The organism is Flavobacterium ichthyis, assembly GCF_009915155.1.
Lineage (GTDB): Bacteria > Bacteroidota > Bacteroidia > Flavobacteriales > Flavobacteriaceae > Flavobacterium > Flavobacterium ichthyis.
The window spans coordinates 51,056-76,312 of the sequence record NZ_JAABLM010000010.1 but is presented as its reverse complement, the minus strand read 5'-3'; the positions used below and the strand labels follow the sequence as shown (position 1 = coordinate 76,312).

The window sequence follows — 25,257 nt, the reverse complement described above, 5'->3', positions numbered from 1 at the left end:
TCGTTTGATTTTAATGGGTTTGAGCATTGCTAACGGTTTTTTTCTCTAATTTTTTTGTAAAATTTAAAACCTAACATTAGTAATATTGAAAATAAAATAATACCGACAACACCAAAAATCCAGTTGAAGGCATTTTTCAAAATTACCAAAAAAACCACTGCAAAAAGTATGATGGTTGCACCTTCGTTCCACAAACGCATAAAATTAGCCGAATGTTTTACCTCATCATTTTGCAATTGCCTAAATATTTGATGGCATTTTAATTGGTACAAAATGAGGGCAAAAACAAAGCCAAGTTTGACATGCATCCATGATTGTTCCAACCATCCTGGCATTAAAATTAAAAGTACAATGGCAAAAATAATGGCTAAAACCGCCGACGGCCAAGTGATAATGTACCACAAACGGTAACTCATGAGTTTATACTGCTTCTGTAAAATTTCTTTTTCAGGCGAAGGTTTTTCATTGGCTTCAATCTGGTAAACAAACAATCGAACAATGTAAAAAAGCCCTGCAAACCAAGTGATTACAAAAATAAGATGTAGTGATTTGATATAGTTGTAATAGTCTATCATTCTTCAATTAAATGTTCGTTCATTTCTTTTTTCAAATAAATTCCGGTGATAATGGTTGACAAAATATCGGCAATGGGAAACGCAATCCAAACCCCGAAAATCCCGAAGAAATGTGGTAAAATTAACACCAGCGGAATCAAGAAAAAACCTTGTTTCGTCAGAGTAAGCAATAACGCTTTTTTAGCTTTTCCGGCCGCTTGAAAATAAGCGGCTCCAATTAACTGAATTGCGATAATTGGCGATGCCGCAAAAACCCATCGCAAAGCATTTGGCGTTTCATCAATCACCAATTGATCAGTAGTAAAAACCGTCACAATAGATTTTGAAAAAATTAAAATTACCACAAAAATTGCAATTGCCAAAACCGCCGCATATTGTATGGAAATCCGAATACTTTGTTTGACTCTGTGGTAATTATCGGCTCCATAATTATAACCCGCAATCGGTAAAAATGCCTGAGTAATTCCCAAAACAGGAAATAGAGCAAACATCAACATCCTACTAATAATTCCGTAAACAGTTACCGAATGTTCGCCACCAAAAGTATATAAGGTATGATTTAATATAATCGACAAAATACTAACAACGCCTTGTCTTGCAAAGGTTACAAAACTCAACGAGGTAATTTCAGCTACGATTTTTTTGTGAAATTTAAAATGATGCCAACCTAATTTTAATTCGGTTTTAAAGATAAAAAACCACAATACAAATAAAAAGCTGCTCAAGTAAGAGACAAACGTGGCATAAGCAGCTCCGGTAATTCCGAGGTCTAAAATTTTGATAAAAACTACATCCAGTATAATATTGACAAACGCTGGAATGATCATGCTTATCATGGCAAAAGTAGGTTTTCCTTCAGCTCTAATCACGTTATTTCCCATCATACAAAGTGCCAAGAGCGGAACACCTAGCAAAACCGAAAGAAAAAATTCTTTGGCGGGTTTCATAATGTTTCCGTTCGCACCAAAAATCAAAAGCGTTTCTTCTTCGAAAAATAATCCTAACAACACGAACACGGATGCCAAGATAAAAGTCATCATGATTTGGTTCGCAAAAACAATATCAGCTTTTTCTTTGTTACCTGAACCTAAAGCCCGAGAAAGCACTGAACCTCCGCCAACGCCAATTGCCATTCCCAAAGAAGAAATTAAAAAAGTAAAAGGCAACACCACCGAAACTGCTGCAATTGCCAACGAACCCACCCATTGACCTACAAAAATCGTGTCAACTAAGATATTTACCGACATAAACAAAATCCCAATTGAGGACGGAATGGCTTGCGTAATCAGCAGTTTTCTGATGTCTTTTTTTCCTAATTCTTCCGAAGAAACCGCCATATTTAATTTAACTTAGCGTTTTCCTGAATTCCCCCTTTGGGGGTTAGGGGGCATTTCCATTCTTCAATCCAATTCACAACTGTTTCCACCCAATTATCATCATCATTTAAACATGGAATTGCTAAAAATTCTTCGCCTCCATTGGCTTCAAAGTCTTCTTTAGCACGCATAGCTATTTCTTCCAAAGTTTCTAAACAATCAGTTACAAAAGCTGGCGTTACCACCGCAATTTTTTTGATTCCTTTAGAAGGCATTTTGTCGATTTCAACATCAGTATAAGGTTCGAGCCATTTGTCGCCTGCTAACCTGGATTGGAAAGTTTGGGTATATTTTTCTTTCGGAATTCCTAATTGTTCTACTACTAAACGTGTGGTTTCGTAACATTGATGACGGTAGCAAAAAGCGTGTGCCGCAGAAGGCGTGTTGCAACATGAACCATTAATTTTACAATGAGATTTTGTTACATCCGTTTTTCTGATATGGCGTTCTGGAATTCCGTGATAGGAAAAAACCAGTTGGTCATACTCATATCCTTCCAAACTTTTTTGGATTAAATCCGAAAGGTTTTTGATATAATCCGGTTTGTTATAAAACGCTGGAACATCTGTAAATGTCATATGTGGAAATTTCTCTTTGCGGATTTTTTCGGCCAAAACCAGAATTGTCAATGTAGATGCCATTGCATATTGTGGATACAACGGAAAAAGCAAAACTTCTGTAACGCCTTGGTTGTGCAATTCTTGCAAACCTTTTTCAATGGTCATTTCACCGTAACGCATGGCCAACGCTACCGGAATATCCGTTTTTGCCTGAACTTTTTTGTGCATTCTTTCGGACAAAACCATTAAGGGAGAACCTTCTTCCCACCAAATTTTTTGATAAGCATGAGCGGATTCTTCCGGACGTTTTCTTAAAATAATACCACGAACTAATAACGCACGTAACAAATACGGAACGTCTATCACATATTTGTCCATTAAAAATTCGTCTAAATACGGTTTTACATCTTTTGGATTGGGACTTTTCGGAGAACCCAGATTTACTAATAATACGCCTTTCATTTGTGTTGATTTGAAAAATGAGAATTTGAAGATTTGGAAAAAGCAAAAAGTTCAAAATCACAATTTATTATATTTAACTATTTGAATTTTATTTAGCAGAGAAGGAATTGATCAGGAACGAACCATTTTCAAATTTCCAAATTCTCAAATTGATGCATTAGAGTTAATCGACATTAAATACTTTTTAGGTGTGGTACCAAATTTTTTCTTGAACGCGGCTATAAAATGACTTGCTGTGCTGTACCCTATTTTTAGTCCCACCTCATTGACATTATATGAACCGCTATCCAATAATTTTCTTGCATATTCCATCTTGTAGTCGAATAAAAAACTGTAAACGCTATCGCCATAAATCTGTTTAAATCCCATTTTTAATTTTTTGAGATTGATGCCTACCTGGTCTGACAATTCCTGCAAACTCGGCGGTTCTGACATGTTGGCGATGACAATTTCTTTGGCTTTTTTTATTTTCAAAACATTATCTTCATCAACTAAAAACGGACATTGTTCGGCATTTGAATCTTCGTTTCGGTTGAAATAAAGGCTTAACAATTCGTAGGCTTTACCTTTGAAATATAAATTTTTAATTGAAGGATTTAGGTTAAAATTGAAAAGTTGGTTCAATACAATAGACATCGAAGGTGAAATGGGCTCGTCTTTGTAATACTTTTTGTCTTTATTTTCTTCGCTTAAAAATGGGATGTAATCGGCTTCGGTAGAAAATAAAGCATGAAATTTTTTGATAGAAATTAATACCGAAACAATCCAAGAATGGGGTGCAATTTCGAGATGAACAGGCAATTCTTTTTGTGGATTGTATAGAAAAAGCGACAAATCTTCCCGCAAATCTAAAGCATAATGACCTTGATTAAAAATAAATTTGGCCCGCCCTTTTATGCCAAAATGAAACTGTATTAATTCTTTGTTAACATCTCGTTCAAAATGTGAAACAGCGTCCGAATCGTTTTGAAACCTGATGATAATAAAGTCGTCCTCAATTTTAATTTCTTCCGGTGAACTCATAGCGGTATTTTTTTTGTCGGTAATTTTATTTTCGATTTAAGTTTTATTTAGAATAGTTCTAAACTAAAACGGTTAAAAATGCCTGATTTCATTGCAAATGTAGCCTTTTTCTAATTTAGAATTGCCAAAATTATCAAAATATCCGAGAGCGACACAATTAGCACTTGTAGCGTTATTTTTGTAAAGATGATACTAATAATTTTGTGGGCTAAAGTGCAAAGTCTGTTTTTTAGGTTTTGCCAAAAGTTTAAAAGAAGCCTAATGATGAAACATAGCACTTCCCGAAGCTTCGGGAGAACTAGTGTCCTCACGACTTCAAAGGAGAAGTGAGATAATGGCAAAAGCAGGAAAATGATGAAAAAAATGCCTGGTCCCGAAATTTCGGGAGGCTTCTGAAAAAAAATTTGAAGATTATTTATGGAGAAAAAAAATCCGGTGAAACATCAAACTTTTTATGCGGTTGGGTTGAGTTACAAGAAAGCTGATGCCGAAATACGAGGAAAATTTAGCCTTGGAAATTTAGCAAAAGCCACTGTGATGCAACAGGCGAAAGCAGAAGGTATTAAAAGTTTAATTGTAACTTCTACTTGCAATCGCACGGAAATTTACGGTTTTGCAGAACACCCTTTTCAGCTCATTAAATTGCTTTGTGACAATAGTAACGGAACTGTCAACGAGTTTCAGGAAGTGGGATTTGTGTACAAAAATCAGGAGGCGATTAACCATATTTTTAGGGTTGGAACTGGTTTAGACAGCCAGATTTTGGGCGATTTTGAGATAATTGCGCAAATAAAAAACAGTTTTGCGGAGGCAAAAGCTGAAGGTTTAGCCAACGCTTTTATGGAACGATTGGTGAACAGTGTGATTCAAGCAAGTAAAAAAATTAAAAACGAAACGGAAATTAGCTCTGGCGCGACATCGGTATCCTTTGCTTCAGTACAATATATTTTGAACAATGTGGCCAATGTGAGCGAAAAAAATATTTTGCTTTTCGGAACGGGAAAAATTGGTAGAAATACTTGCGAAAATTTAGTAAAACACACTAAAAATGACCACATCGTTTTAGTCAACAGAACTAAAGATAAAGCAGAAAAAATTGCGGGAAAGTTTAATCTAATTGTAAAAGACTACGATGTTTTGCCGCTTGAAATACCTAAAGCCGATGTTTTGGTTGTAGCGACAGGAGCTCTTGAACCTACAATTGACGAGTCGATTTTGCAACTTCAAAAACCGCTTTTAATTTTAGATTTGTCGATGCCTAAAAATGTGCACGATAATGTCAAAAATATTCCAAACGTTACGGTAATTCATTTAGATGATTTGTCGAAAATTACTGATGTTACATTGGAAAATCGTAAAAAGCATATTCCGCAAGCGGAAATGATTATTGAAGAAATAAAAGACGAATTTATCGCATGGATGAACAGTCGTAAATTTGCGCCAACAATTCATGCACTAAAAGAAAAATTAAATTCGATTAAAGATACGGAATTGAATTTTCAACGTAAAAAGATTGAAAATTTTGATGAAGAACAAGCCGAAATCATAAGCCGAAGAATTATCCAGAAAATTACGACACATTTTGCCAATCATTTAAAAGATGACGCGACAATGGTAGATGAAAGTATTGAATGGATTGAAAAAGTTTTTCAGATTAGCCCCCTAACCCCCAAAGGGGGAACTCCACAAAAGCCTGTCTATAATGAAAAATAATTCAACGTCAACTATTCCCCCTTCGGGGGTTAGGGGGCTAAAAACAATCAGAATCGGAACACGCGACAGCGAACTAGCACTTTGGCAAGCTCATACGGTCGAAAAAAAACTGAACGATTTAGGTTATAAAACCGAAATCATTGCCGTAAAATCCCAAGGCGATATCATCCTGGACAAGCCACTATACGAACTCGGAATTACCGGAATTTTCACCAAAACCTTAGACATCGCGATGATCAAAGGCGAAGTGGATATTGCGGTTCACTCGATGAAAGATGTTCCAACCGCTTTACCTCAAGGAATTGTTCAAGCTGCTGTTTTAGAAAGAGCCACTGTTTTGGATATTTTGGTGCACAAAGGCAATCTTGACTTTTTAAATTCCGAAGGAACAATTGCCACAGGAAGTCTTCGCCGTCAGGCTCAATGGCTTAATAAATATCCAAATCACAATGTGGTAGATTTACGTGGAAATGTCAATACTAGATTACAAAAACTTCAAGATAACCATTGGAACGGAGCTGTTTTTGCAGCAGCGGGATTAGAAAGATTAAATTTTGTTGACGACAAACTGATAAAAAGCCCCTCCTTTGGAGGGGTTGGAGAGGCTTTAGACTGGATGATTCCCGCACCAGCTCAAGGAGCAATGGTTGTGGTAGCAATGGCTAATGACGATTTTACACGCGAGGCCGTTTCAGAACTAAACGATATTGAAACCGAAATTTGCACTTACATCGAAAGACAATTTTTGCGAACGCTCGAAGGCGGTTGTACGGCACCAATTGGCGCTTTGGCAAAATACAATGAACAAACGGATAGCATTGAATTTCAGGGAGTTTTGCTGTCAATTGACGGGAAACAAAAACTCGAAATCAATAAAAACGTCGATATTTCGGAGTGGAAAAAACTTGGGTTTCACGCTGCTCAGGAAATATTAGACAGCGGCGGAAACGAGTTAATGAAAAATATAAAAATATCTCTAAAAAAATAATAAGAAGCAAATCGGCAGGCATTTGGACAAACCATGTTCCCGCCTTCCTTCCAAATCTTTTTATTTGAAAAAAAATAAAAAGGATTTTCCCTCCAGTCGGGGCTAATTGTAAAACTTCGGAACAAAAAATACCGATGTTTGTAACTACAAAACAATAACTTATAGATTATAAATGTAAAACTTCACCGTGGAAAAGGACTCTGTTTTAAAGTTTATCTATCGTTTTTTCGACTTAATTGTCTTAACTTTTCTTGTATTTGACTTTGGATACAGTGTTCATGATTTATATAAAACCCCAAAATTCATCGCTTTAGTTACCCTTTCTATTGCCTTATTGATTTTCAATATCTATAAATTTAATTATTATACCACTTCAGGAAAGAAAAAAATTGCGTTTGTAAATGTTATCATTATAGGAGGGTTATTATTGATTTCGGCAATAACAGCATTAGTAAACCTTAACCTTAGTTACATAGAGATTTCTCAAAAAATAAGAACGCTGTTAGAGTTGGGAATTATTATGTATTTCATCATCCGTCTGATGATTTTAGTGCGTTACATCTATGATGTTTACTACAATCCCGCCATTGTTTTCGTAGGAAGTTTTTTTGTAATTATCCTTATTGGTGCATTTTTATTGATGCTTCCCACTGCCACAAAAGGTTCAATTACATTTACTGATGCTCTTTTTACCTCCACAAGTGCCGTGTGTGTTACAGGACTTAGCGTATTAAATGTTTCGACTACTTTTACCATGTTAGGCCAAACTATTTTATTGTGTTTGATTCAAATTGGTGGATTAGGAATATTAACTTTCACCTCCTTTTTTTCCTTTTTCTTCCGTGGAAGTTCATCGTTTAGAGAAGGCTTGAATGTAAAAGATTTTACATCGCACGAAAATCTGAAAGACGTCCTTCAAGTTGCTCTGAATATTGTGATTTTTACCCTTTCGGTCGAAGCAATTGGGGCCATTTTTATTTATACGTCCATAGCTGATGAAGCCGGAATCTCTAACAAAATATTCTTCTCAATATTCCATTCGATTTCAGCCTTTTGTAATGCTGGATTTTCTACTTTAAATAATGGAATGAGTGAGAGTTTTTTGTTCTATGACTATTATTTTCATTGGATTATCATTGGTCTCATTGTTTTTGGAGGCTTGGGTTATTCCATCATCTTTAACTTTTATTCCTATTTAAAGAATTATATTTTAGAATTGTTCCAAAAGAAAATCATTCATAAAAAAAATCATATTGTAACCCTAAATACTAAAATCGTACTCTACACCACAGTAATTTTATTATTTGGAGGATTTTTGCTTATTTATTTGTTAGAACAAAATCATACTTTATTAGAACACCAAACCATTTTTGGTAAAATAACCACAACTGCTTTCCACGCCGTAACACCCAGAACGGCAGGGTTTAACACTATTGATTATACCGAAATGAGAGTGCCCTCACTCCTTTTTATTATTTTTTTGATGTGGGTTGGAGCGTCGCCAGCTTCTACGGGAGGCGGAATAAAAACCAGTACCTTTGCATTAGCAACACTTAATATTTTCTCTATTGCTAGAGGCAAAAGCAGAATCCAACTTTTTGGCAGAAGAATTTCAAGCGAATCGACTTCTAGAGCGTTCGCCATTCTTTGTATATCTTTGATAGTCATAGGATTTGCGATTTTAGGATTGCTGATTTTTGAACCCGAAGGAACCGATTTGTTGACGATTGTCTTTGAATGTTTTTCGGCATATAGTACAGTCGGGTTATCGCTTAATTTTACGCCATCCGTTTCAGAGCCAAGCAAATATATATTAATTGCTACCATGTTTATAGGAAGAATCGGAATGCTCAACTTGATGATTGGAATGCTTCGTCAAATCAACCATCAATTTTATGAGTATCCAAAAGAAAATATTTTGATTAACTAAAACCGATTGAAATGAAAATTATAGTTTTTGGTCTGGGAAATTTCGGTATGTCATTGGCGTTAAGCCTAACAGAAACAGGAAATGAAGTCATTGGTGTGGACCGCCAAATGGATAAAGTAAATTTAGTAAAAGACAAAATTTCGCACGCCATTTGCATGGATTCTACTAACGAATTAGCCTACGAAGCCTTGCCGCTAAAAGATGCCGACAAAGTAGTGGTGGCGATTGGAGAAAATGAAGGTGCTGCTATTATCACAACCGCTATTATCAAAAAATTATCCGATGTAAAAATCATCAGTCGAGCACTTTCACCCATTCACGATACAGTTTTGGAAGCGATGGGAATTCACAGTATTGTGCATCCCGAACAAGAATCGGCCGACAGATTGACCAAGCAAATTAATTTTAAAACCACTTTGGAAAACTACCAATTAGACAATAATTATACCATATCCGAAGTAAAATCTAAACCAGAATTTCACGGAAAAACCTTGGCAGAACTTGACACAATCGACAAATACCATCTGAAATTAGTTACAATAATTCGCAAAAGAGAAAAAGTAAACCTCATTGGTAAAAAGTCTATTGTGAAAGAAACCATTGGACTTCCAACACCCGAAACCATTTTGTTAGAAGACGATATTTTAGTGGTTTATGGAGAAAATAAAAACATATCGTTTTATTGCGATTGTAAATAATTTCAACCAAAATGCAAAACCAAATCCGTATTTTATCTACCAAAAAACTTTTGAGCAATCAGAAGCAATTTTTGCTAAACGCCAATTTTTCTGTTATCGAAGCCGATTTTATCACAACCGAAAGCAAGCCTTTTGAGCTAAAAGAAATTAACGAAAATTTAATTTTTACCAGCCAAAATGCTGTTCATAGTTTGCTGGAAAATGCAAAAGAAGTTCTGCCAAAACTTCAAGAAAAAAATGCTTTTTGTGTCGGACTAAAAACCAAAGCATTATTAGAAAAAAATGGCTTCAATGTGATAGCTTATACAGGTTATGCTGAAGATTTAGCCGAAATTATCGCTTTGATTTATGCCAAAGAAAGCTTCACTTTTTTCAGCGGAAACCTTCGAAGGGATACGTTGCCAAATTTTTTAAAAGAAGCCAATGTCAAGTTCAATGAAATTGAAGTGTATGAAACGCATTTAACGCCACAAAAAATAGCTACACCGCTTGATGGAATACTATTTTTCAGTCCTTCAGGTGTAGAGAGTTACTTGAAAGATAACAAAATAGAAAACGAATTGTGCTTCTGCATCGGGAATACAACAGCCGAAGCATTAGAAAAAACAACAAAAAATATCGTAATCGCAAATCAGCCAACAGTTGAAAACACGATTATTCAAGCGATAAATTTTTACAAATAACTATCTTAATCCTGCAAGGTTTTCAAAACCTTGTAGGTATAATTAAGAAATACAAAAAAAACACTTACAAGGTTTTAAAAGCTTGAAAGAAAAAAACAAAAAAAATGATAAAAAACGACCTATTTTTAAAAGCATTAAGAGGAGAAACAGTTCAACGTCCACCCGTTTGGATGATGCGTCAAGCCGGAAGATATTTACCAGAATTCAGAGCATTACGCGACAAATATGATTTCTTCACCCGTTGTCAAACACCAGAATTGGCGGCTGAAATCACAGTACAACCTATCAGAAGAATCGCACCAGATGCAGCAATCTTATTTTCAGATATCTTGGTTGTTCCGCAAGCAATGGGAATCGAAGTCTTGATGAAGGAAAGCGTTGGTCCGTTTTTGCCAAACCCAATCCGTACACCACAAGATGTTGAAAAAGTGATAGTTCCAAATATCCACGAGACTTTAGGTTATGTGATGGATGCGATTAAACTGACCAAGGAAATGCTAAACGACGAAGTGCCATTGATTGGTTTTGCGGGTTCGCCTTGGACAATTTTCTGTTATGCTGTGGAAGGAAAAGGGTCGAAAAGTTTTGATATGGCCAAAGGATTTTGTTTCACACATCCAGAAGCAGCACACGTTTTATTGCAAAAAATCACCGACACAACAATTGCCTATTTGAAAGAAAAAGTAAAAGCGGGAGTAAATGCCGTTCAAATTTTCGACTCTTGGGGCGGAATGCTTTCTCCGGTTGACTATCAAGAATTTTCTTGGAAATACATCAACCAAATTGTTGAGGCTTTAGCCGATGAAACGCATGTTATTGTTTTCGGAAAAGGATGTTGGTTTGCACTTGGTGAAATGGGAAAAAGCAAGGCTTCGGCACTTGGAGTAGACTGGACGTGTTCACCACGAAATGCAAGATATTTGTCTGGTGGCAACATCACTTTGCAAGGAAATTTCGACCCCTCAAGATTGCTTTCGCCCATTCCAACCATCAAAAAAATGGTGCATCAAATGATAGACGAATTCGGTAAAGACAAATACATTGTAAATCTTGGTCACGGAATTTTACCCAATATTCCTGTTGACCATGCGAAGGCTTTTGTGGATGCTGTGAAGGAGTATAAGAAGTAATCAGTCGCAGTTTGCAGTGATTAGTTTTCCTGCAAGGTTTCAAAAACCTTGTAGGTATAAAATGAAAATTATGGAAACCAATGAACTTATTGATAAAATTATTTTAATTGAAGAAAAATACAATCCGTTAATTAAGATTTTGGAAGAAAAGAAAACGGAAAATAATTTTAAATACAGAAATTTATATAAAGGAATTATTTCTATTCAAAGTAAGATTTCATATCAACCTGAAATTTTATTTCTTGGTATAAATCCTGGTGAAGGTGCATTTGTTGAAAAAAATCACAAAAGTGGAAATACTTTCTATTTCCCTAAAGAACTATTAACTAAAAACACCTCTTCAGAATTAAATTGGTTTAAAGATAACAATGCCAAACATGGAAAGTGGTTTGATGAAAAAGCAAAAACTAAAAACTCTTTTCCAAAGCAAATGATTGATATTCTTTTAAATTTTTCGGAAAAAAAATTAGGAAAAAGAATTAATCTTAAAAATGAAGACGAAAGAAATTTATTTATCAATGAAATTGCGAATAAAATTGTTTACACTAATATTTGCCCAATAGCCACAAAATCAACAAAAGAATTAAAGTCAATTTACAAAAAACTTTCACAGGAAGAAACATTAAAAAATCATTGGAACGGAACAATTCAAAATTTTTTCCGTCAAAGAACAATTGATTTAATTTTAGAACTTCAACCAAACGTATCGTGTGTGTTGGAAGTTCTGTTTACAAAGATTTATTTTTAAAAGATACTTCAAAAAAAAACAAAGTGTTCTCATCATCTGAAATAATAAAAAGAAAAGATATTCAATACAAATTTAAAGTTGTAACTTTTTCAAGAAAAGGAGCATGGAATATAAAAAAAATATCAGAATTACTAAATAATGAAAAATAAATTCTACACCTACATACAAAACCTCCAAGACACCATCGTCACCGGACTTGAAAAAGTCGATGGAGTAGCCAAATTCCGCGAAGACATTTGGGAACGTCCAGAAGGCGGTGGAGGAAGAACACGTGTCATCGAAAACGGAAAAGTTTTCGAAAAAGGAGGCGTCAACATCTCGGCCGTTCACGGAAAATTGCCCGAATCCATGCAAAAAATGTTCAACGTTGGCGAAGCCGATTTTTTTGCCTGCGGTTTGAGTTTGGTCATTCATCCGAAAAACCCAATGGTGCCAACGGTTCATGCAAACTGGCGTTATTTTGAAATGTATGATAACTCTTCCCCTTCGGGGAAGTTGGTTGGGGCTTGGTTTGGTGGCGGACAAGATTTAACACCTTATTATTTGTTTGAAGAAGATGCCACACATTTTCATCAAACTTGCAAAACCGCTTGCGACAAACATAATCCCGAATTTTATCCAAAATATAAAAAACAATGCGATGCCTATTTCTGGAATGCACACCGAAACGAAGCCAGAGGAATCGGAGGGTTATTTTTCGATTATTGCAAGGCAAATGAAGAGATGTCAATGGAAGACTGGTACAATTTCGTAACCGAAGTTGGCGATTCTTTCCTTGAAGCATACGTTCCAATTGTTGAAAAAAGAAAAGATTTACCTTATACCGAAGCACAACGAACCTGGCAAGAAATCCGTCGTGGTCGTTATGTTGAATTCAATTTGGTTCATGACAAAGGAACTCTTTTCGGGCTAAAAACCAATGGAAGAATCGAAAGCATCCTGATGAGTTTGCCGCCACACGTTCAATGGATTTATGATTATCACCCAGAAGCAGGTTCAGAAGAAGAAAAATTAATTACAGTGTTAGAAAAACCCGTTGATTGGGTATAATGGCTGATAGAGATTAGCTGTTAGCTTTCAGCAATTAGCTTCCAAAAAAAGTAAAAAAATAGCTAACAGCTAATCGCTAACAGCTAACAGCTTTAAAAATATGAAAGATTATAAAAATTTCACAGTTTGGCAAAAATCCCATCAATTGACTTTAGATGTTTATAAAATTGTAATTAATTTTCCAAAAGAAGAACAGTTTGGACTAACTAGTCAAATGAAAAGATCTTCAAGTTCGATTCCAACAAATATTGCGGAAGGTTGTGGTAGAAACTCAGATAAAGATTTTGCCCGATTTCTAATCATTGCATTCGGATCAGCAAACGAATTAGAGTATCAATTTATATTAAGTAGAGATTTAAATTTTCTAAATCTAGAAACAGCAGAGAAATTATTGTTTCAAATTGAAGAGATTAAAAAAATGCTAAATAGTTTAATATCAAAGTTAAATAAATAAATTTTAATCGCCAACAGCATGTAGCTAATTGCTAATTGCTGAAAGCTAAAAGCTAAAACCATGTTCCCATTACAAAGAGGTAGAAGACTACGAACCAACGAATCCATCCGTTCATTAGTCCGCGAAACCACATTAAGTCCGAGCGATTTTATGTTCCCAATGTTCATTGCCGAAGGCGAAAACTACAAAGTAGAAATCCCCTCGATGCCCGGAATTTTCCGTCGTTCTATTGATTTAACGGTAGCAGAAGTGAAAGAACTTTTTGCTTTAGGAATTCGTGCCGTAAATATTTATGTAAAGGTTGATGAATCTTTGAAAGACAATACCGGAAAAGAAGCTTGGAACGATAATGGATTGATGCAACGTGCCATTCGCGAAATCAAAATCGCCTGTCCTGAAATGATTGTGATGCCCGATGTGGCTCTCGATCCATATTCCATTTACGGTCATGATGGAATCATCAAAAACGGTGATATCGCCAATGACGAAACCAACGAAGCACTCGTAAAAATGGCGGTTTCGCATGCAAAAGCCGGAGCCGATTTTGTAGCACCAAGCGACATGATGGACGGTCGTGTCCTTCGACTTCGTCAAGGTCTTGATGCTGCAGGTTTTGAAAATGTTGGCATTATGAGCTACTCCGCTAAATATGCCTCGGCTTTTTACGGACCATTTCGCGACGCCTTGGATTCTGCGCCAAAAGAAGCCGATATCGTGGTTCCAAAAGATAAAAAAACCTATCAAATGGATTATTCTAATCGTCTTGAAGCCGTGAAAGAAGCCCTTTGGGACGTTGAAGAAGGTGCCGATATGGTCATGGTAAAACCCGGGATTGCTTATCTGGATATTGTTCGTGAAGTCAAAAACGCTGTAAATGTTCCCGTTACCGTCTTCCACGTTTCCGGCGAATATGCCATGATCAAAGCCGCTGCCGAAAAAGGATGGCTCGACCACGACAAAATTATGATGGAGCAACTCATGTGTATCAAACGTGCCGGAGCCAGTTTAATTTCGACGTATTTTGCCAAAGAAGCCGCAATAATTCTGAATCAATAAATTTTTTAGGAGCCTCCCGAAGCTTCGGGACTAGGCATTTTTTTAAACGTAATTCCCGCTTTTCGCTACAATCTTCCCGAAGAAAAATCGAGAAGGATTTCCGCTACAATCGGGGCTAAGGGAAAACTTCGGGCATTTTTTAAATGCTAGTTTTCCAATCTTTGTCTATCAAAATATTTTCAGGAAAATGCAATTTTTCGTAAATTTATCAAAAATCCAAACCATGAAACCAGCGTTTCTAATTCTACTCACTTTCCTCCTATTTTCCTGCAAAAAAACCGAAGAAAACTTTGGAAAACCAGCTCCCGAAACCGTAACGGAAACCAAATCCGACAATCTCGGTCAAGAAATTTTCGATGGCAAAGGCATGTGTTATTCTTGCCATAAACCGGATGCTAAAATCATTGGTCCAAGTATCAAGGAAATTGCCAATATCTACAAAAAAAATAATGCCGACATTAAACTTTTTTTGCAAGAAAAAAGTGAACCCATCGTAGATCCAAGCCAATATTCGGTAATGAAAACCAATTTTGCCATCACGAAAACTTTCACTCCTGAAGAATTAATCGCAGTGGAAAAATACATGATGATTTTTGCAGAATAAATCTATGAAATCTAAGCTATCTTTACGTGCTTACATTATGGGATTTTGTTCATTTCCTTTATTAGTGTCGCTAATCTTTCTATTTTTTAATCGCAAATCCGCTTTCAGCAATCATTACAATCTTAAGTTTTTATTCATTGGGATTTTAGGATTTTTAGCGTTTATGTATATCTTAATTGCAACGTACAAAAGGGCGATTTTAATAGAAATTCTTGACAAACACATTTCCGTAAAAAACATTTTTTCAAAATTCGCGCACTACGATTTTGAGGAATTTGATGGCTTCCAAACTGTTATTGAAACTTCTAAAGGAGGAAGTTTTGAAGTTTTGTATCTCATTATAAAAAACCGTAGAGTGGTACCAATCTCTGAATTCCACCAAAAAAATTATCATCAATTAAAAATTGAAATTGCTAATAAAGTGAAAAATCTTGGCGAAGTTCCGTTTAATTTCTTGAGATGGTAGTTTCATCCTACAAGGTTTTGAAAAACCTTGCAGGATGATGTAACGGAAAATTTTTTTCGCAATATTGGCAACGACGATTATAAAAATGCCAAAAGATTTTCCCATAGCCCTGATGCTGTAATTGTTTGAGCTCTTAAACCTGTTTGCAAAAAACAGGTTTAAAGCGAGTTACAGCAGCAGGAACAAGGATGGCAAAAATTCACGGACCTTTCGCTCCTGCTAAAAAAAAAAATTATAGAAATTTAATTGTCGGAACTGTCGTATTTCATTTTTCGGAGAATCCTCATCGCTTCTTTGAAGCTGACGTAAATGGCTGGATTTTCGAAGGATTTGAGTAAGGGTTTGGCTTCCGCCAAAATTTTCTTGGCGTCTGGAAAATCGTTCATGTGGCAAATCATGAGGGTTGATGGCAGGTTTTGGAGGTCTTTTTTTTCGCGTTCGTTTAGGGGAATTTTTTTTTCCATTTTGTTTAAAATTGCGAGGTTCGCATTGTAGATGTGGAACAACACTTTGCGATTGTATTGCGGAGGTTCGAACAAAAATTCAGTTTCGATTTTGTAATAACCATTTTCAAAAAAAAGGATTTTTTTGCGCTCTAAAGGATAATAGCTGGTTTTATCGTTTAATCCCAACGGCAGAAATTCGGTGATTTGAAAACTGTTGGCATCATATTCAATCAATACTTCGTCTAACGCAGAATAAAACAACTTGACCTGCTCGTTAACTAACTCAATATCAACACGTGACAAATATTTTTTATCTTTAACTTTTTTTGATATTCCCGCCCAACATACAACGAAAAGCTCTTTAAAAACTTTATATTCAGCTTGCATGTCTTTGTGGCGGTTGTTCAAAAAATCAATCACACCTTCCAAAGTATCGGCAATGCTGTTGCGCGAATTATTTTCTAAATTGTTAACTAATTCAATGTTTTGCTGATTTCGGCTGGTATCTGAAGGGAAATTTTCCACCGGAAGCGAGTTGCTTCCAACCCTCATAAAAGTAGTTTTTGCGGGAATGGTGTAAATCGATTTTTTAAAGAAAGATTTTTGTTTCCCTGGTTTTATTGTTACTAATCCCACGACTTTGTCTTTCGGAAGATGTGGAAAAGGTACATTTTCGTACTGAATTTTCGGCGGATTTTCGAGATAAGCGTTTACAAGATTTTGAATGCGGCTGTCGTCAAAAAAATCATCGCCAACGATGGCATTATCTTGGTCTTCCACCCCAACTACAATGTAAGAATTATTGTATGGATTGGAATTTGAAAGTGCACAGATATGTTTTAAAAATTTGGCTTTTCCTTCTTTAAAATGTAAGTTCAGCTGCCGTTTTTTATCATAAAAAACATTCTCATCATTATGAGCCAAAAGATTTTTGATGAGCAACCGCTTGTTAATCATTTAGTGAAAGAATTTTCTAAAAATTAAATAATTCGGTTGACGATGGTCGAAGAGGCTTGCGCGGTTGACATGACCATCAAATCGGCAATGTTTACGTGATAAGGTCTGGTGATGACAAACCGAATGATATCGGCAATATCTTCGGGTTTTAGCGGTTGAAAACCTTTGTAAACATTAGCGGCACGTTCGGCATCTCCTTTAAACCGAACTTGAGAAAATTCGGTTTCAACCATTCCGGGATGAATGGCACCAACACGAATTCCATATTGATTTAAATCCATTCTCATACCTTGATTTATGGCATCTACCGCATGTTTTGTGCCACAATAAACATTCCCATGGGGGTAAACTTCTTTTGCAGCTGTAGAACCGATGTTGATGATATGGCCACTTTTTTTTTCCACCATTTTGGGAATAATGGCTTTGGAAACATACAAAAGTCCTTTAATATTAATGTCAATCATGGCGTCCCAATCCTCTAAATCTCCGTTTTCTACAGGATCTAAACCATGAGCATTTCCCGCATTGTTAATTAAAACATCTATAGTAGAAAAATCCGTCGGCAAAGAATGAATTGCGTTTTGAACAGCTTTTTTCTTTCTTACATCAAAATTTAAAGTATGGACTTTGGTTCGATGTTCTAATTCTATTTGTAATTCTGTCAATCGATCTTCTCGACGACCACAAAGTATCAATTTAAAATTATGTTTTGCCAATTCAATAGCAGTCGCTCGTCCTATTCCGCTTGTGGCTCCTGTAATCAACACTGTTTTCATGTTTGTTTTATTTTTTTACTAAAAGTAAATCTCAATGATTTTCTGAACAAATCCTATATCTCACTTCATAAATCATATATCTTAAATCATAAATCCTACGGAACTTCATTCCCCATACTTTCTGTCCAAATGGCAAACCATTCATCTTGTGTGAGTTTAATTTCTTCAGCTTTTGGGAGTTGTTGAAGTCGCGCTACATTTACCGTTCCGGCAATAGGGATAATTTTGGCGGGATGCTGTAAAATCCACGCTAACAAAATCGTGTCAGAACCCACGTGGTATTTGGCCACCAAATCTGCTAACAATGTTTTTAATCGTCTTGCTGCATCTGATTTTGCTCTGAAAACCGTTCCTAAAGGATTCCAAGCCATTGGGCGAATGTTGTGCAATTGCATATAATCTAAACTTCCGTCAATCATGGGTTGAAAATCTGTAGCTGAAAATTGTATTTGATTATAAGAAACTTCAGTTTTTGAACGAATTAATTCGGTTTGAAGATTGGTAAAGTTCGAAAGTCCAAAATCTAATATTTTGCCTTCGCTTTTTAATTTTTCAACCGCTTCTGCAACTTCATCAGCCTGAATCAAAGGACTCGGACGATGCAATAACAAAACGTCCAAATAATCTGTATTAAGATTTTTAAGAGAATTTTCAACGCTCCAAATAATGTATTCTTTAGAATAATCGTAGGATTTTATTTTATAATCGCGATTTCCATTTGGCATCTTGATACCACATTTCGAAATGAATTGCAGCAAGTTTCTGTTGATTCCACTTTCGGCGAAAGCCAAACCAAACTCAGCTTCGGTTGTGTAACCTCCATAAATATCGGCATGATCAAAGGTTGAAATTTTATTTTCCAGGCAAATGTGGATTAGGTTTGCCATCTCTTTTGGAGTGAGGTTTTTGTCCCATTTTCCCCAACTCATAGTTCCTGCAATTACAGGCGATAGTTTAGTTTTCACGCAAGAAATATTTTAGAACCTAAAATTATGAAAACAAAATCATAAATCATCCTTAAAGACAAGGAATTCAGAAATTTTTTAACTAATTCTTAACAAGATACGTGTAATTAAATTTTCAATTTGCACCCCTATTCAAAATGTATTTTACAAAAGCCCTTAAAACTTAAATTATGGAAGAAAATGCAACAGCATTAGACATTAGGACAATCAATGAAAAAATTGAGAGAGAAAGTGCTTTTATTGACCTCCTGATGATGGAGATGAACAAAGTAATCGTAGGCCAAAAACACATGGTAGAACGATTGCTGATTGGATTATTAGGTCAAGGACACATCTTGCTTGAAGGTGTTCCGGGATTAGCTAAAACTCTGGCCATCAACACACTTTCACAAGCAGTTCACGGTACTTTTAGCAGAATTCAGTTTACTCCAGATTTGCTTCCTGCGGATGTTGTAGGAACAATGATTTACAATATTAAAGACAATAATTTTTCGATAAAAAAAGGACCGATTTTTGCCAATTTCGTCTTGGCGGATGAGATCAATCGTGCCCCTGCAAAAGTGCAATCGGCTTTGCTCGAAGCCATGCAAGAAAAACAGGTTACCATTGGCGATACCACTTTTAAATTAGAAAAACCTTTTTTGGTATTGGCTACGCAAAATCCCGTGGAACAAGAAGGAACTTACCCGCTTCCTGAAGCACAAGTGGATCGATTTATGTTGAAAACCGTAATCGAATATCCAAAAATTGATGAAGAACGCATGGTAATTCGTCAAAATTTAAAAGGTGCGTTTGACAAGGTAAATCAAGTGGTTTCTACCGATCAAATTCTTCGTGCGCAACAAGTAGTTCGCGAGGTTTATATGGACGAAAAAATCGAAAAATACATACTCGATATTATTTTCGCCACGCGTTTCCCTGAAAAATACAAACTCGAAAGTTTAAAACCATTAATCAGTTTTGGAGCTTCACCTCGTGGAAGTATCAATTTAGCTGTTGCGGCAAAATGTTATGCGTTTATCAAACGAAGAGGTTATGTAATTCCAGAAGACGTTCGTGCGGTTGTTCACGATGTGCTTCGCCACAGAATTGGCATTACATATGAAGCCGAGGCAGAAAATGTAACTTCGGTGGACATCATCAATAAAATTGTAAACGAGGTTGAAGTGCCTTAAAAAATTTGTTTAATGTTTAAAGTTTAAAGTTGTTGTGAAAGCAACGTTAAACGATAAACCTCCAACTTTTAAACAAATTATATGGATACCAAAGAATTACTCAAAAAAGTACGCAAAATAGAAATTAAAACCCGTCGGTTGAGCGATCATATTTTCTCCGGAGAATACCATACTTCGTTCAAAGGCCGAGGTATGACTTTTAGCGAAGTTCGGCAGTATCAATTTGGTGATGATGTAAGAGCTATTGATTGGAATGTTACCGCCAGATATAACGAACCTTATGTAAAAGTTTTCGAAGAAGAACGAGAACTAACCATGATGCTTATGGTAGATGTTTCGGGTTCTGAAAGTTTTGGTACACAAAATAGTTTCAAAAAAGACATCGTCACGGAAATTGCGGCAACGCTTGCTTTTTCCGCTACGCAAAATAATGACAAGATTGGTCTGGTGCTATTTTCAGACCAAATCGAACTTTACATACCCCCGAAAAAAGGCCGATCTCACGTACTCCGAATCATTCGCGAATTAATTGAATTTCAACCCAAGAGCAGAAAAACAAATATTTCACAAGCCCTAAAATTTTTATCGGGAGTGATGAAAAAAAAAGCTATTGTATTTGTAATTTCTGATTTTATGGCAGATGACAATTATGAGCAAACTTTGAAAATTGCTGGAAAAAAACATGATCTCACAGGCATTCGCGTGTACGATATTCGAGAAGAAAAATTGCCAAACATTGGAATGGTTCCGATGATTGATGCAGAAAGTGGTGAAAAAATGCTCATCAATACCAACTCGAAAACAGTTAGGGTTGCTTACGAAAAAAATTACCACGAGAAACTAAAATTTTTTAAAGAAACTTTCAGTCGTTGTGGTTCCGGAACCGTAAATACTAGGGTTGATGAAAGTTATGTAACCAAGCTACTCGGCTACTTTAAAGCAAGAATTTGATTTTTTCCGAAAGGACAAACTAACATGAAAAACTTTTTTTCTTACATACTAATCCTCTTTTTTTTCGCCGGCGGATTTGCCCAACAAAAACGCGTCACGGCAAATATTGATTCGGTTAAAGTAAAAATTGGTGCCCAAATAAACCTTACGCTAAAAACTTCCGTCGATACATTGTCGAACGTGGTCTTTCCGGAAAGTACCAATTTTGGCGCTTTGGAAGTTTTAGAAATTTATCCAACTGATACCGTTAAAGAAAACGATAGGTATTTATTGACCAAAAAATACGGTCTTACGCAATTTGATTCCGGAAAATATACCATCCCAACATTGTACGTTTTAATCAACGACAAACGTTTTGAAACCGATTCGCTTAAAGTGGAAATTACTCCAGTAAAAGTCGATACGTTGAAGCAAAAAATGTACGACATCAAAGGCATTTCTGAAGTGGAAAGTCCTTCGGGAAAATGGTGGATTTATGTTTTAGCAATTATAATTTTAGCAGCAATTGGTTATGTGATTTATTATTTTGCAAAAAAATACAAACGCAAAGAAAAGCCGGAAGAAATTGTTTTTGCAACGCCAATCGAAAAAGCCGTAACACTTCTTAAATCATTAGAAAACAAGCAGTTATGGCAAAAAGGAGAAGTGAAAAATTATTATTCAGAATTGACAGATATTGCCAGAACTTACATTGAAGAAGAAATCGAAATTCCGGCGATGGAAAGCACCACTTCAGAAGTAATTGCGGGACTTCGCAACGCGGTAATTCGGAAAAAAATGAATCTTTCGCAAGAAACCGTTGAAAACCTCGAACGCGTTTTGCGACAAGCGGATTTGGTAAAATTCGCCAAAGTAAAACCACTCGATTTTGAAATCGCCGAAGACCGAAATAAAATAGAAAAAACCATTTTCACGCTTCACAAGGCCATTCCAGAGGTGGAAGAAATTGACGAAGAAGCATTACTTGACGCCAAAAAACACGAATTACTTTTAAAACAAAAACGCAAAAGAAAACGTGCCATTATTATCGCTTCAAGCATTTTTGTAGTTTTCATCGGGTTAGGAATTTGGCTTTCAACTTCGGGAATGGATTATTTGAGAGAAAATGTTTTCGGTTACGAAACCAAGCAATTAGCGGAAGGCGAATGGATTAAAAGCGATTATGGAAATCCAGCAATTTCGATTGAAACGCCAAAAGTATTGAAACGTCAAAAAGAAATTAAAAAAACCGTTGGTGTCAACTCCCAAACTTTTTCGTTTGGAAGTCCTGCAGAAAATCTATCGATAACTCTCACTTCTGCTAGTTTTACCGAAGAAAATAAAATAGAAAATTTACTGAATTTATTGGTTGATGCGATTCCGCAAGATTTTGAAAAAAAACTAAAAGCCACTGATATTTTATTCAAAAATTCAGCATTTGAGAAAGATGGCATCAAAGGCGTAAAAAGTTATGGCTCGATGCGATTAAAACCCGATGGCGACGAAGCCAAAGAATTCAAATACGAAGTATATACTGTGGTTGCAGACGGAATAGGCTCCAGCCAGATTACCGTAATTTACGATGCAACCGATAAATATGCTCCCGAAATTGCAGAAAGAATTATCAATTCTGTAGAACTCAAAAAAGCACTTTAACATGAAAAATTTCAGTTTTTTAAATCCCGAATTTTTCTGGCTATTTCTCCTGATTCCAGCAGCAATTGCTTGGTATATCTGGAGAGGTAGAGAACGTGCAACTTTAAAAGTAAGTTCGCTAAAAGGTTTCCAGGCGAAACCCTCTTTCTGGGGAAAAATTTATCCGTTTTTATTTGTCCTCAGAATTTTGGCTTTATCATTTTTGATTTTAGCGTTAGCAAGACCACAAAGCGTTGACATTAGCAACAAAACTAATATCACTAATGGAATTGACATCGTCATGTCCATTGACGTTTCGGGTTCGATGTTAACGAGAGATTTAAAACCAAACCGTTTGGAAGCTTTGAAAAGAGTAGCTTCGGAATTTGTGGAAGCAAGACCAAATGATAGAATTGGCTTGGTCGTTTACGCTGCTGAAAGTTATACCAAAACACCTGTAACCAGCGATAAAGCCGTAGTTTTAGAAGCTTTGGAAAACACTAAATATGATCAGGTTTTACAAGATGGAACCGGAATTGGTATGGGATTGGCAACTGCTGTAAACCGATTAAAAGACAGCAAAGCCAAAAGTAAAGTCATTATTTTGCTGACTGATGGTGTCAATAATTCTGGATTTATTGACCCAAGAATGGCTTCGGAAATTGCAAAAGAATATGGAATAAAAGTGTACACAATAGGGATTGGAACGACCGGAATGGCCGAATCTCCTTACGCCATCGCTCCAAATGGCGATTTTATTTACCGCATGATGCCAGTGGAAATTGACGAACAATTGATGCGAGAAATTGCAAGAAATACTGATGGAAAATATTTTAGAGCCAAAAACAACCAAAGCCTCAAACAGATTTACGAAGAAATCAACAAACTCGAAACCACCGAAATTGAAGAACAAAAATTCTACAATTATGATGAAAAATTTCGACCGTTAGCCATTGCTGCCGGATTGCTGCTTTTACTTGAAATATTATTGAAAAACACTGTTTACAGAAGTTTTATCTAAAAAATTATGTACGACGAATTAGACGAAAAAAAATATTTATACCTGCTGATTATCATCCCTATCGTGGTGCTGATTTATCTTTTCAATTTGTATTGGAAAAAGAAAAAACAGCGCGAATTTGGGGATTTAAATTTAGTCAAAAAACTCGCTCCCGAACATTCGGTTTTTAAATCAACCGTGAAAATTGTGATTGCGTTGTTGGGTTTTGCGTGTATTGTTTTAGCTTTGGTTAACCCAAAAATTGGTGCAAAAACCGAAACTGTAAAACGCGAAGGAATTGATATTGTTTTTGCCATTGACGTTTCAAAATCAATGTTAGCCGAAGATGTAGCACCAAATCGCTTGGAAAAAACCAAACAAATTGTCTCGCAAATTATCAATCAATTAGGAAGCGACCGTATTGGAATTGTGGCGTATGCCGGAAGCGCTTTCCCGGTTTTGCCCATCACCACAGATTATAGCGTTGCCAAAATGTTTTTGCAAAATATGAATCCCGGAATGGTTTCCTCACAAGGAACGTCTCTTGGCGAAGCCTTGCAGCTTTCGGGTACATTTTTTGATGAAAATACTAAAACCAGCAAATTGGTTATCATGGTTTCGGACGGAGAAGACCACGAAGAAGGTGTTGGCGATGCCGTTTCTGAAGCAGTAAAAAATGGATTGAAAATTATTACAATTGGAATAGGAACTGAAAAAGGAGGACCAATTCCATTCCGGAGAAATGGCGTTGTAGAACGTTTTCAGCGTGATCAAAATGATGAAGTGGTCGTTACGAAACTCAATGAAGAAACGTTGAAAGAAATTGCTTCTGCTACAAAAGGTGGTTACGTTTTGGGCAACAATACGAAACAAGTGGTGGATTATGTGAAAAATGCTTTAGAAAACATTGAAAAAACTGAATTTGAAGCCAAACAATTTGCCACTTACCAATCACAATTTCAGTGGTTATTAGCGTTGGGATTTTTGCTATTATTCTTAGATATTTTTTTATTGGAAAAGAAAACAAGCTGGGTGAAAAAGTTGAATTTATTTAATGAAAAAGAATAAAATGAAGCAGTTGATTGTACTTTTTTTGATGATGGTTCCTGGGTTGCTTCAATCGCAAGAAAAGGATAAAAATTTGCCAAAAGGAAACGACGATTTTGCTAATAAAAAATTTGCGGAAGCGGAAGCAGAATACAGAATTTCGGCTTCAAAAAATCCGGAAAATGCCATGGCTAATTACAACTTAGGCAATTCGATTTACAAACAAAAGCAACATGCCGAAGCCAAACGGGCTTACTTAACCACAATAGAAAAAACTACTGATAAAGTTCAAAAACACAAGGCTTTTCACAACTTGGGAAATATTTTCATGACCGAAAAAAAATATAGTGAAGCGGTAGAAGCCTACAAAAATGCCTTGCGAAATAATCCCGCAGATGAAGAAACACGATATAATTATGCTTTAGCAAAAGAATATTTAAAAAATAATCCAGAACCTCCAAAAGATAAAGACAAGGACAAAAAAGACCAAAATAAAGATCAGAACAAAGACCAAAAAGATAAAAATCAAGGAAACGATCAGCAAGACAAAAATCAGAACCAAGATCAAGATAAAGGCAAGGATAAAAACGACAAAAAAGACGGAAACAAAGACCAAAATCAAAACCAAAAACCAGAAGAAAAAGACAATAACGGACAACCAAAACCGCAACCAGGCAACAGTCCTTCAAAACAAAGAATGGAGAATTTACTTGATGCAGTAAATAACGAAGAGAAAAAAATTCAGGATAAGATAAACGCAAAAAAAACCAAGGGACGACCAGTTCCAACCGAAAAAGATTGGTAATAGCA

At 35.9% G+C, this 25,257-nt stretch carries 25 protein-coding genes; 18 read left to right on the top strand and 7 right to left on the bottom strand.

Annotated elements, in window-relative coordinates; all coding sequences use genetic code 11:
* Positions 1-29: 29 nt before the first annotated feature.
* From GV828_RS09550 to GV828_RS09535, 4 genes are all read right to left on the bottom strand, one after another.
* A complete protein-coding gene (locus GV828_RS09550; protein ID WP_208103170.1) occupies positions 30-575 on the bottom strand; it encodes a CopD family protein in 546 nt (181 codons plus the stop codon).
* Positions 572-1,912 (bottom strand): MATE family efflux transporter, encoded by a 1,341-nt coding sequence (locus GV828_RS09545; protein ID WP_166537263.1) that lies wholly within the window; start codon positions 1,910-1,912, stop codon positions 572-574. The genes GV828_RS09550 and GV828_RS09545 overlap by 4 nt, the downstream gene beginning before the upstream one ends.
* 2 nt (positions 1,913-1,914) lie before the next feature.
* Positions 1,915-2,973, bottom strand: a complete 1,059-nt coding sequence (hemH, locus tag GV828_RS09540) for a ferrochelatase (RefSeq protein ID WP_166537262.1) — start codon at positions 2,971-2,973, stop codon at positions 1,915-1,917.
* A gap of 144 nt (positions 2,974-3,117) precedes the next feature.
* Complete coding sequence (locus GV828_RS09535) at positions 3,118-3,996, bottom strand: AraC family transcriptional regulator (RefSeq protein ID WP_166537261.1); 879 nt, start codon at positions 3,994-3,996, stop codon at positions 3,118-3,120.
* 417 nt (positions 3,997-4,413) lie between these two features.
* Here GV828_RS09535 and hemA point away from each other — a divergent pair, with 417 nt between their 5' ends.
* The 12 genes from hemA to GV828_RS09475 all read left to right on the top strand — a co-directional run bounded on the left by hemA (position 4,414) and on the right by GV828_RS09475 (position 15,516).
* On the top strand, positions 4,414-5,709 hold the full coding sequence (gene hemA / locus GV828_RS09530; RefSeq protein WP_166537260.1) for a glutamyl-tRNA reductase: 1,296 nt from the start codon (positions 4,414-4,416) through the stop codon (positions 5,707-5,709).
* Positions 5,699-6,697 carry a hydroxymethylbilane synthase gene (gene hemC, locus GV828_RS09525; protein WP_166537259.1) on the top strand — a complete coding sequence of 333 codons (999 nt, stop codon included), beginning with the start codon at positions 5,699-5,701 and terminating at the stop codon, positions 6,695-6,697. The genes hemA and hemC overlap by 11 nt, the downstream gene beginning before the upstream one ends.
* A gap of 187 nt (positions 6,698-6,884) precedes the next feature.
* Positions 6,885-8,627, top strand: coding sequence for a TrkH family potassium uptake protein (locus tag GV828_RS09520; RefSeq protein ID WP_166537258.1), 1,743 nt, complete (start codon positions 6,885-6,887; stop codon positions 8,625-8,627).
* Positions 8,628-8,638: 11 nt separating this feature from the next.
* Entirely contained in the window at positions 8,639-9,325 is a 687-nt protein-coding gene (locus GV828_RS09515; protein ID WP_166537257.1) for a potassium channel family protein, read from the top strand.
* 11 nt (positions 9,326-9,336) lie between these two features.
* On the top strand, positions 9,337-10,008 hold the full coding sequence (locus tag GV828_RS09510) for a uroporphyrinogen-III synthase (RefSeq protein ID WP_166537256.1): 672 nt from the start codon (positions 9,337-9,339) through the stop codon (positions 10,006-10,008).
* A 104-nt stretch (positions 10,009-10,112) separates the two neighbouring features.
* Positions 10,113-11,138, top strand: coding sequence for a uroporphyrinogen decarboxylase (gene hemE, locus GV828_RS09505; protein WP_166537255.1), 1,026 nt, complete (start codon positions 10,113-10,115; stop codon positions 11,136-11,138).
* 70 nt (positions 11,139-11,208) lie between these two features.
* A complete protein-coding gene (locus tag GV828_RS09500) occupies positions 11,209-11,886 on the top strand; it encodes a hypothetical protein (protein ID WP_208103169.1) in 678 nt (225 codons plus the stop codon).
* A gap of 138 nt (positions 11,887-12,024) precedes the next feature.
* Positions 12,025-12,936, top strand: coding sequence for an oxygen-dependent coproporphyrinogen oxidase (hemF, locus tag GV828_RS09495; protein WP_166537253.1), 912 nt, complete (start codon positions 12,025-12,027; stop codon positions 12,934-12,936).
* Positions 12,937-13,036: 100 nt separating this feature from the next.
* A complete protein-coding gene (locus GV828_RS09490; protein ID WP_166537252.1) occupies positions 13,037-13,390 on the top strand; it encodes a four helix bundle protein in 354 nt (117 codons plus the stop codon).
* Positions 13,391-13,450: 60 nt separating this feature from the next.
* On the top strand, positions 13,451-14,446 hold the full coding sequence (hemB, locus tag GV828_RS09485; protein WP_166537251.1) for a porphobilinogen synthase: 996 nt from the start codon (positions 13,451-13,453) through the stop codon (positions 14,444-14,446).
* A 223-nt stretch (positions 14,447-14,669) separates the two neighbouring features.
* Positions 14,670-15,050 carry a c-type cytochrome gene (locus GV828_RS09480; protein WP_166537250.1) on the top strand — a complete coding sequence of 127 codons (381 nt, stop codon included), beginning with the start codon at positions 14,670-14,672 and terminating at the stop codon, positions 15,048-15,050.
* A 4-nt stretch (positions 15,051-15,054) separates the two neighbouring features.
* Positions 15,055-15,516 (top strand): hypothetical protein, encoded by a 462-nt coding sequence (locus GV828_RS09475; RefSeq protein WP_166537249.1) that lies wholly within the window; start codon positions 15,055-15,057, stop codon positions 15,514-15,516.
* Positions 15,517-15,758: 242 nt separating this feature from the next.
* Here the strand turns inward: GV828_RS09475 and GV828_RS09470 are convergent, their stop codons facing one another.
* The 3 genes from GV828_RS09470 to GV828_RS09460 form a co-directional block, all read right to left on the bottom strand.
* Positions 15,759-16,919 (bottom strand): ATP-binding protein, encoded by a 1,161-nt coding sequence (locus tag GV828_RS09470; protein ID WP_166537248.1) that lies wholly within the window; start codon positions 16,917-16,919, stop codon positions 15,759-15,761.
* Positions 16,920-16,942: 23 nt separating this feature from the next.
* The gene (locus GV828_RS09465; protein ID WP_166537247.1) at positions 16,943-17,695 is read right to left on the bottom strand and encodes an SDR family NAD(P)-dependent oxidoreductase; all 753 of its coding nucleotides are present in this window, start codon (positions 17,693-17,695) and stop codon (positions 16,943-16,945) included.
* Between the two features lie 95 nt (positions 17,696-17,790).
* On the bottom strand, positions 17,791-18,660 hold the full coding sequence (locus tag GV828_RS09460) for an aldo/keto reductase (RefSeq protein ID WP_166537246.1): 870 nt from the start codon (positions 18,658-18,660) through the stop codon (positions 17,791-17,793).
* Between the two features lie 170 nt (positions 18,661-18,830).
* On the opposite strand from GV828_RS09460, the gene GV828_RS09455 reads away from it, so the two are divergent.
* The 6 genes from GV828_RS09455 (at position 18,831) to GV828_RS09430 (ending at position 25,252) form a co-directional block, all read left to right on the top strand.
* Positions 18,831-19,835: an AAA family ATPase gene (locus GV828_RS09455; RefSeq protein WP_166537245.1), complete on the top strand. Its 1,005-nt coding sequence runs from the start codon at positions 18,831-18,833 to the stop codon at positions 19,833-19,835.
* A gap of 81 nt (positions 19,836-19,916) precedes the next feature.
* Positions 19,917-20,786: a DUF58 domain-containing protein gene (locus GV828_RS09450; protein WP_166537244.1), complete on the top strand. Its 870-nt coding sequence runs from the start codon at positions 19,917-19,919 to the stop codon at positions 20,784-20,786.
* Between the two features lie 24 nt (positions 20,787-20,810).
* Positions 20,811-22,421, top strand: coding sequence for a cbb3-type cytochrome c oxidase N-terminal domain-containing protein (locus GV828_RS09445; RefSeq protein WP_166537243.1), 1,611 nt, complete (start codon positions 20,811-20,813; stop codon positions 22,419-22,421).
* A 1-nt stretch (position 22,422) separates the two neighbouring features.
* Positions 22,423-23,421, top strand: a complete 999-nt coding sequence (locus GV828_RS09440) for a vWA domain-containing protein (RefSeq protein WP_166537242.1) — start codon at positions 22,423-22,425, stop codon at positions 23,419-23,421.
* 6 nt (positions 23,422-23,427) lie between these two features.
* A complete protein-coding gene (locus GV828_RS09435) occupies positions 23,428-24,468 on the top strand; it encodes a VWA domain-containing protein (RefSeq protein WP_166537241.1) in 1,041 nt (346 codons plus the stop codon).
* Positions 24,455-25,252: a tetratricopeptide repeat protein gene (locus GV828_RS09430; protein WP_235935444.1), complete on the top strand. Its 798-nt coding sequence runs from the start codon at positions 24,455-24,457 to the stop codon at positions 25,250-25,252. The genes GV828_RS09435 and GV828_RS09430 overlap by 14 nt, the downstream gene beginning before the upstream one ends.
* Positions 25,253-25,257 lie beyond the last annotated feature (5 nt).

What these genes read in the sequence shown, in the direction of transcription:
- GV828_RS09550 (WP_208103170.1), bottom strand. Translation starts at nt 575, where the DNA reads ATGATAGACTATTACAACTATATCAAATCACTACATCTTATTTTTGTA.
- GV828_RS09545 (WP_166537263.1), bottom strand. Translation starts at nt 1,912, where the DNA reads ATGGCGGTTTCTTCGGAAGAATTAGGAAAAAAAGACATCAGAAAACTG.
- hemH (WP_166537262.1), bottom strand. Translation starts at nt 2,973, where the DNA reads ATGAAAGGCGTATTATTAGTAAATCTGGGTTCTCCGAAAAGTCCCAAT.
- GV828_RS09535 (WP_166537261.1), bottom strand. Translation starts at nt 3,996, where the DNA reads ATGAGTTCACCGGAAGAAATTAAAATTGAGGACGACTTTATTATCATC.
- hemA (WP_166537260.1), top strand. Translation starts at nt 4,414, where the DNA reads ATGGAGAAAAAAAATCCGGTGAAACATCAAACTTTTTATGCGGTTGGG.
- hemC (WP_166537259.1), top strand. Translation starts at nt 5,699, where the DNA reads ATGAAAAATAATTCAACGTCAACTATTCCCCCTTCGGGGGTTAGGGGG.
- GV828_RS09515 (WP_166537257.1), top strand. Translation starts at nt 8,639, where the DNA reads ATGAAAATTATAGTTTTTGGTCTGGGAAATTTCGGTATGTCATTGGCG.
- GV828_RS09510 (WP_166537256.1), top strand. Translation starts at nt 9,337, where the DNA reads ATGCAAAACCAAATCCGTATTTTATCTACCAAAAAACTTTTGAGCAAT.
- hemE (WP_166537255.1), top strand. Translation starts at nt 10,113, where the DNA reads ATGATAAAAAACGACCTATTTTTAAAAGCATTAAGAGGAGAAACAGTT.
- GV828_RS09500 (WP_208103169.1), top strand. Translation starts at nt 11,209, where the DNA reads ATGGAAACCAATGAACTTATTGATAAAATTATTTTAATTGAAGAAAAA.
- hemF (WP_166537253.1), top strand. Translation starts at nt 12,025, where the DNA reads ATGAAAAATAAATTCTACACCTACATACAAAACCTCCAAGACACCATC.
- GV828_RS09490 (WP_166537252.1), top strand. Translation starts at nt 13,037, where the DNA reads ATGAAAGATTATAAAAATTTCACAGTTTGGCAAAAATCCCATCAATTG.
- hemB (WP_166537251.1), top strand. Translation starts at nt 13,451, where the DNA reads ATGTTCCCATTACAAAGAGGTAGAAGACTACGAACCAACGAATCCATC.
- GV828_RS09480 (WP_166537250.1), top strand. Translation starts at nt 14,670, where the DNA reads ATGAAACCAGCGTTTCTAATTCTACTCACTTTCCTCCTATTTTCCTGC.
- GV828_RS09475 (WP_166537249.1), top strand. Translation starts at nt 15,055, where the DNA reads ATGAAATCTAAGCTATCTTTACGTGCTTACATTATGGGATTTTGTTCA.
- GV828_RS09470 (WP_166537248.1), bottom strand. Translation starts at nt 16,919, where the DNA reads ATGATTAACAAGCGGTTGCTCATCAAAAATCTTTTGGCTCATAATGAT.
- GV828_RS09465 (WP_166537247.1), bottom strand. Translation starts at nt 17,695, where the DNA reads ATGAAAACAGTGTTGATTACAGGAGCCACAAGCGGAATAGGACGAGCG.
- GV828_RS09455 (WP_166537245.1), top strand. Translation starts at nt 18,831, where the DNA reads ATGGAAGAAAATGCAACAGCATTAGACATTAGGACAATCAATGAAAAA.
- GV828_RS09450 (WP_166537244.1), top strand. Translation starts at nt 19,917, where the DNA reads ATGGATACCAAAGAATTACTCAAAAAAGTACGCAAAATAGAAATTAAA.
- GV828_RS09445 (WP_166537243.1), top strand. Translation starts at nt 20,811, where the DNA reads ATGAAAAACTTTTTTTCTTACATACTAATCCTCTTTTTTTTCGCCGGC.
- GV828_RS09440 (WP_166537242.1), top strand. Translation starts at nt 22,423, where the DNA reads ATGAAAAATTTCAGTTTTTTAAATCCCGAATTTTTCTGGCTATTTCTC.
- GV828_RS09435 (WP_166537241.1), top strand. Translation starts at nt 23,428, where the DNA reads ATGTACGACGAATTAGACGAAAAAAAATATTTATACCTGCTGATTATC.
- GV828_RS09430 (WP_235935444.1), top strand. Translation starts at nt 24,455, where the DNA reads ATGAAAAAGAATAAAATGAAGCAGTTGATTGTACTTTTTTTGATGATG.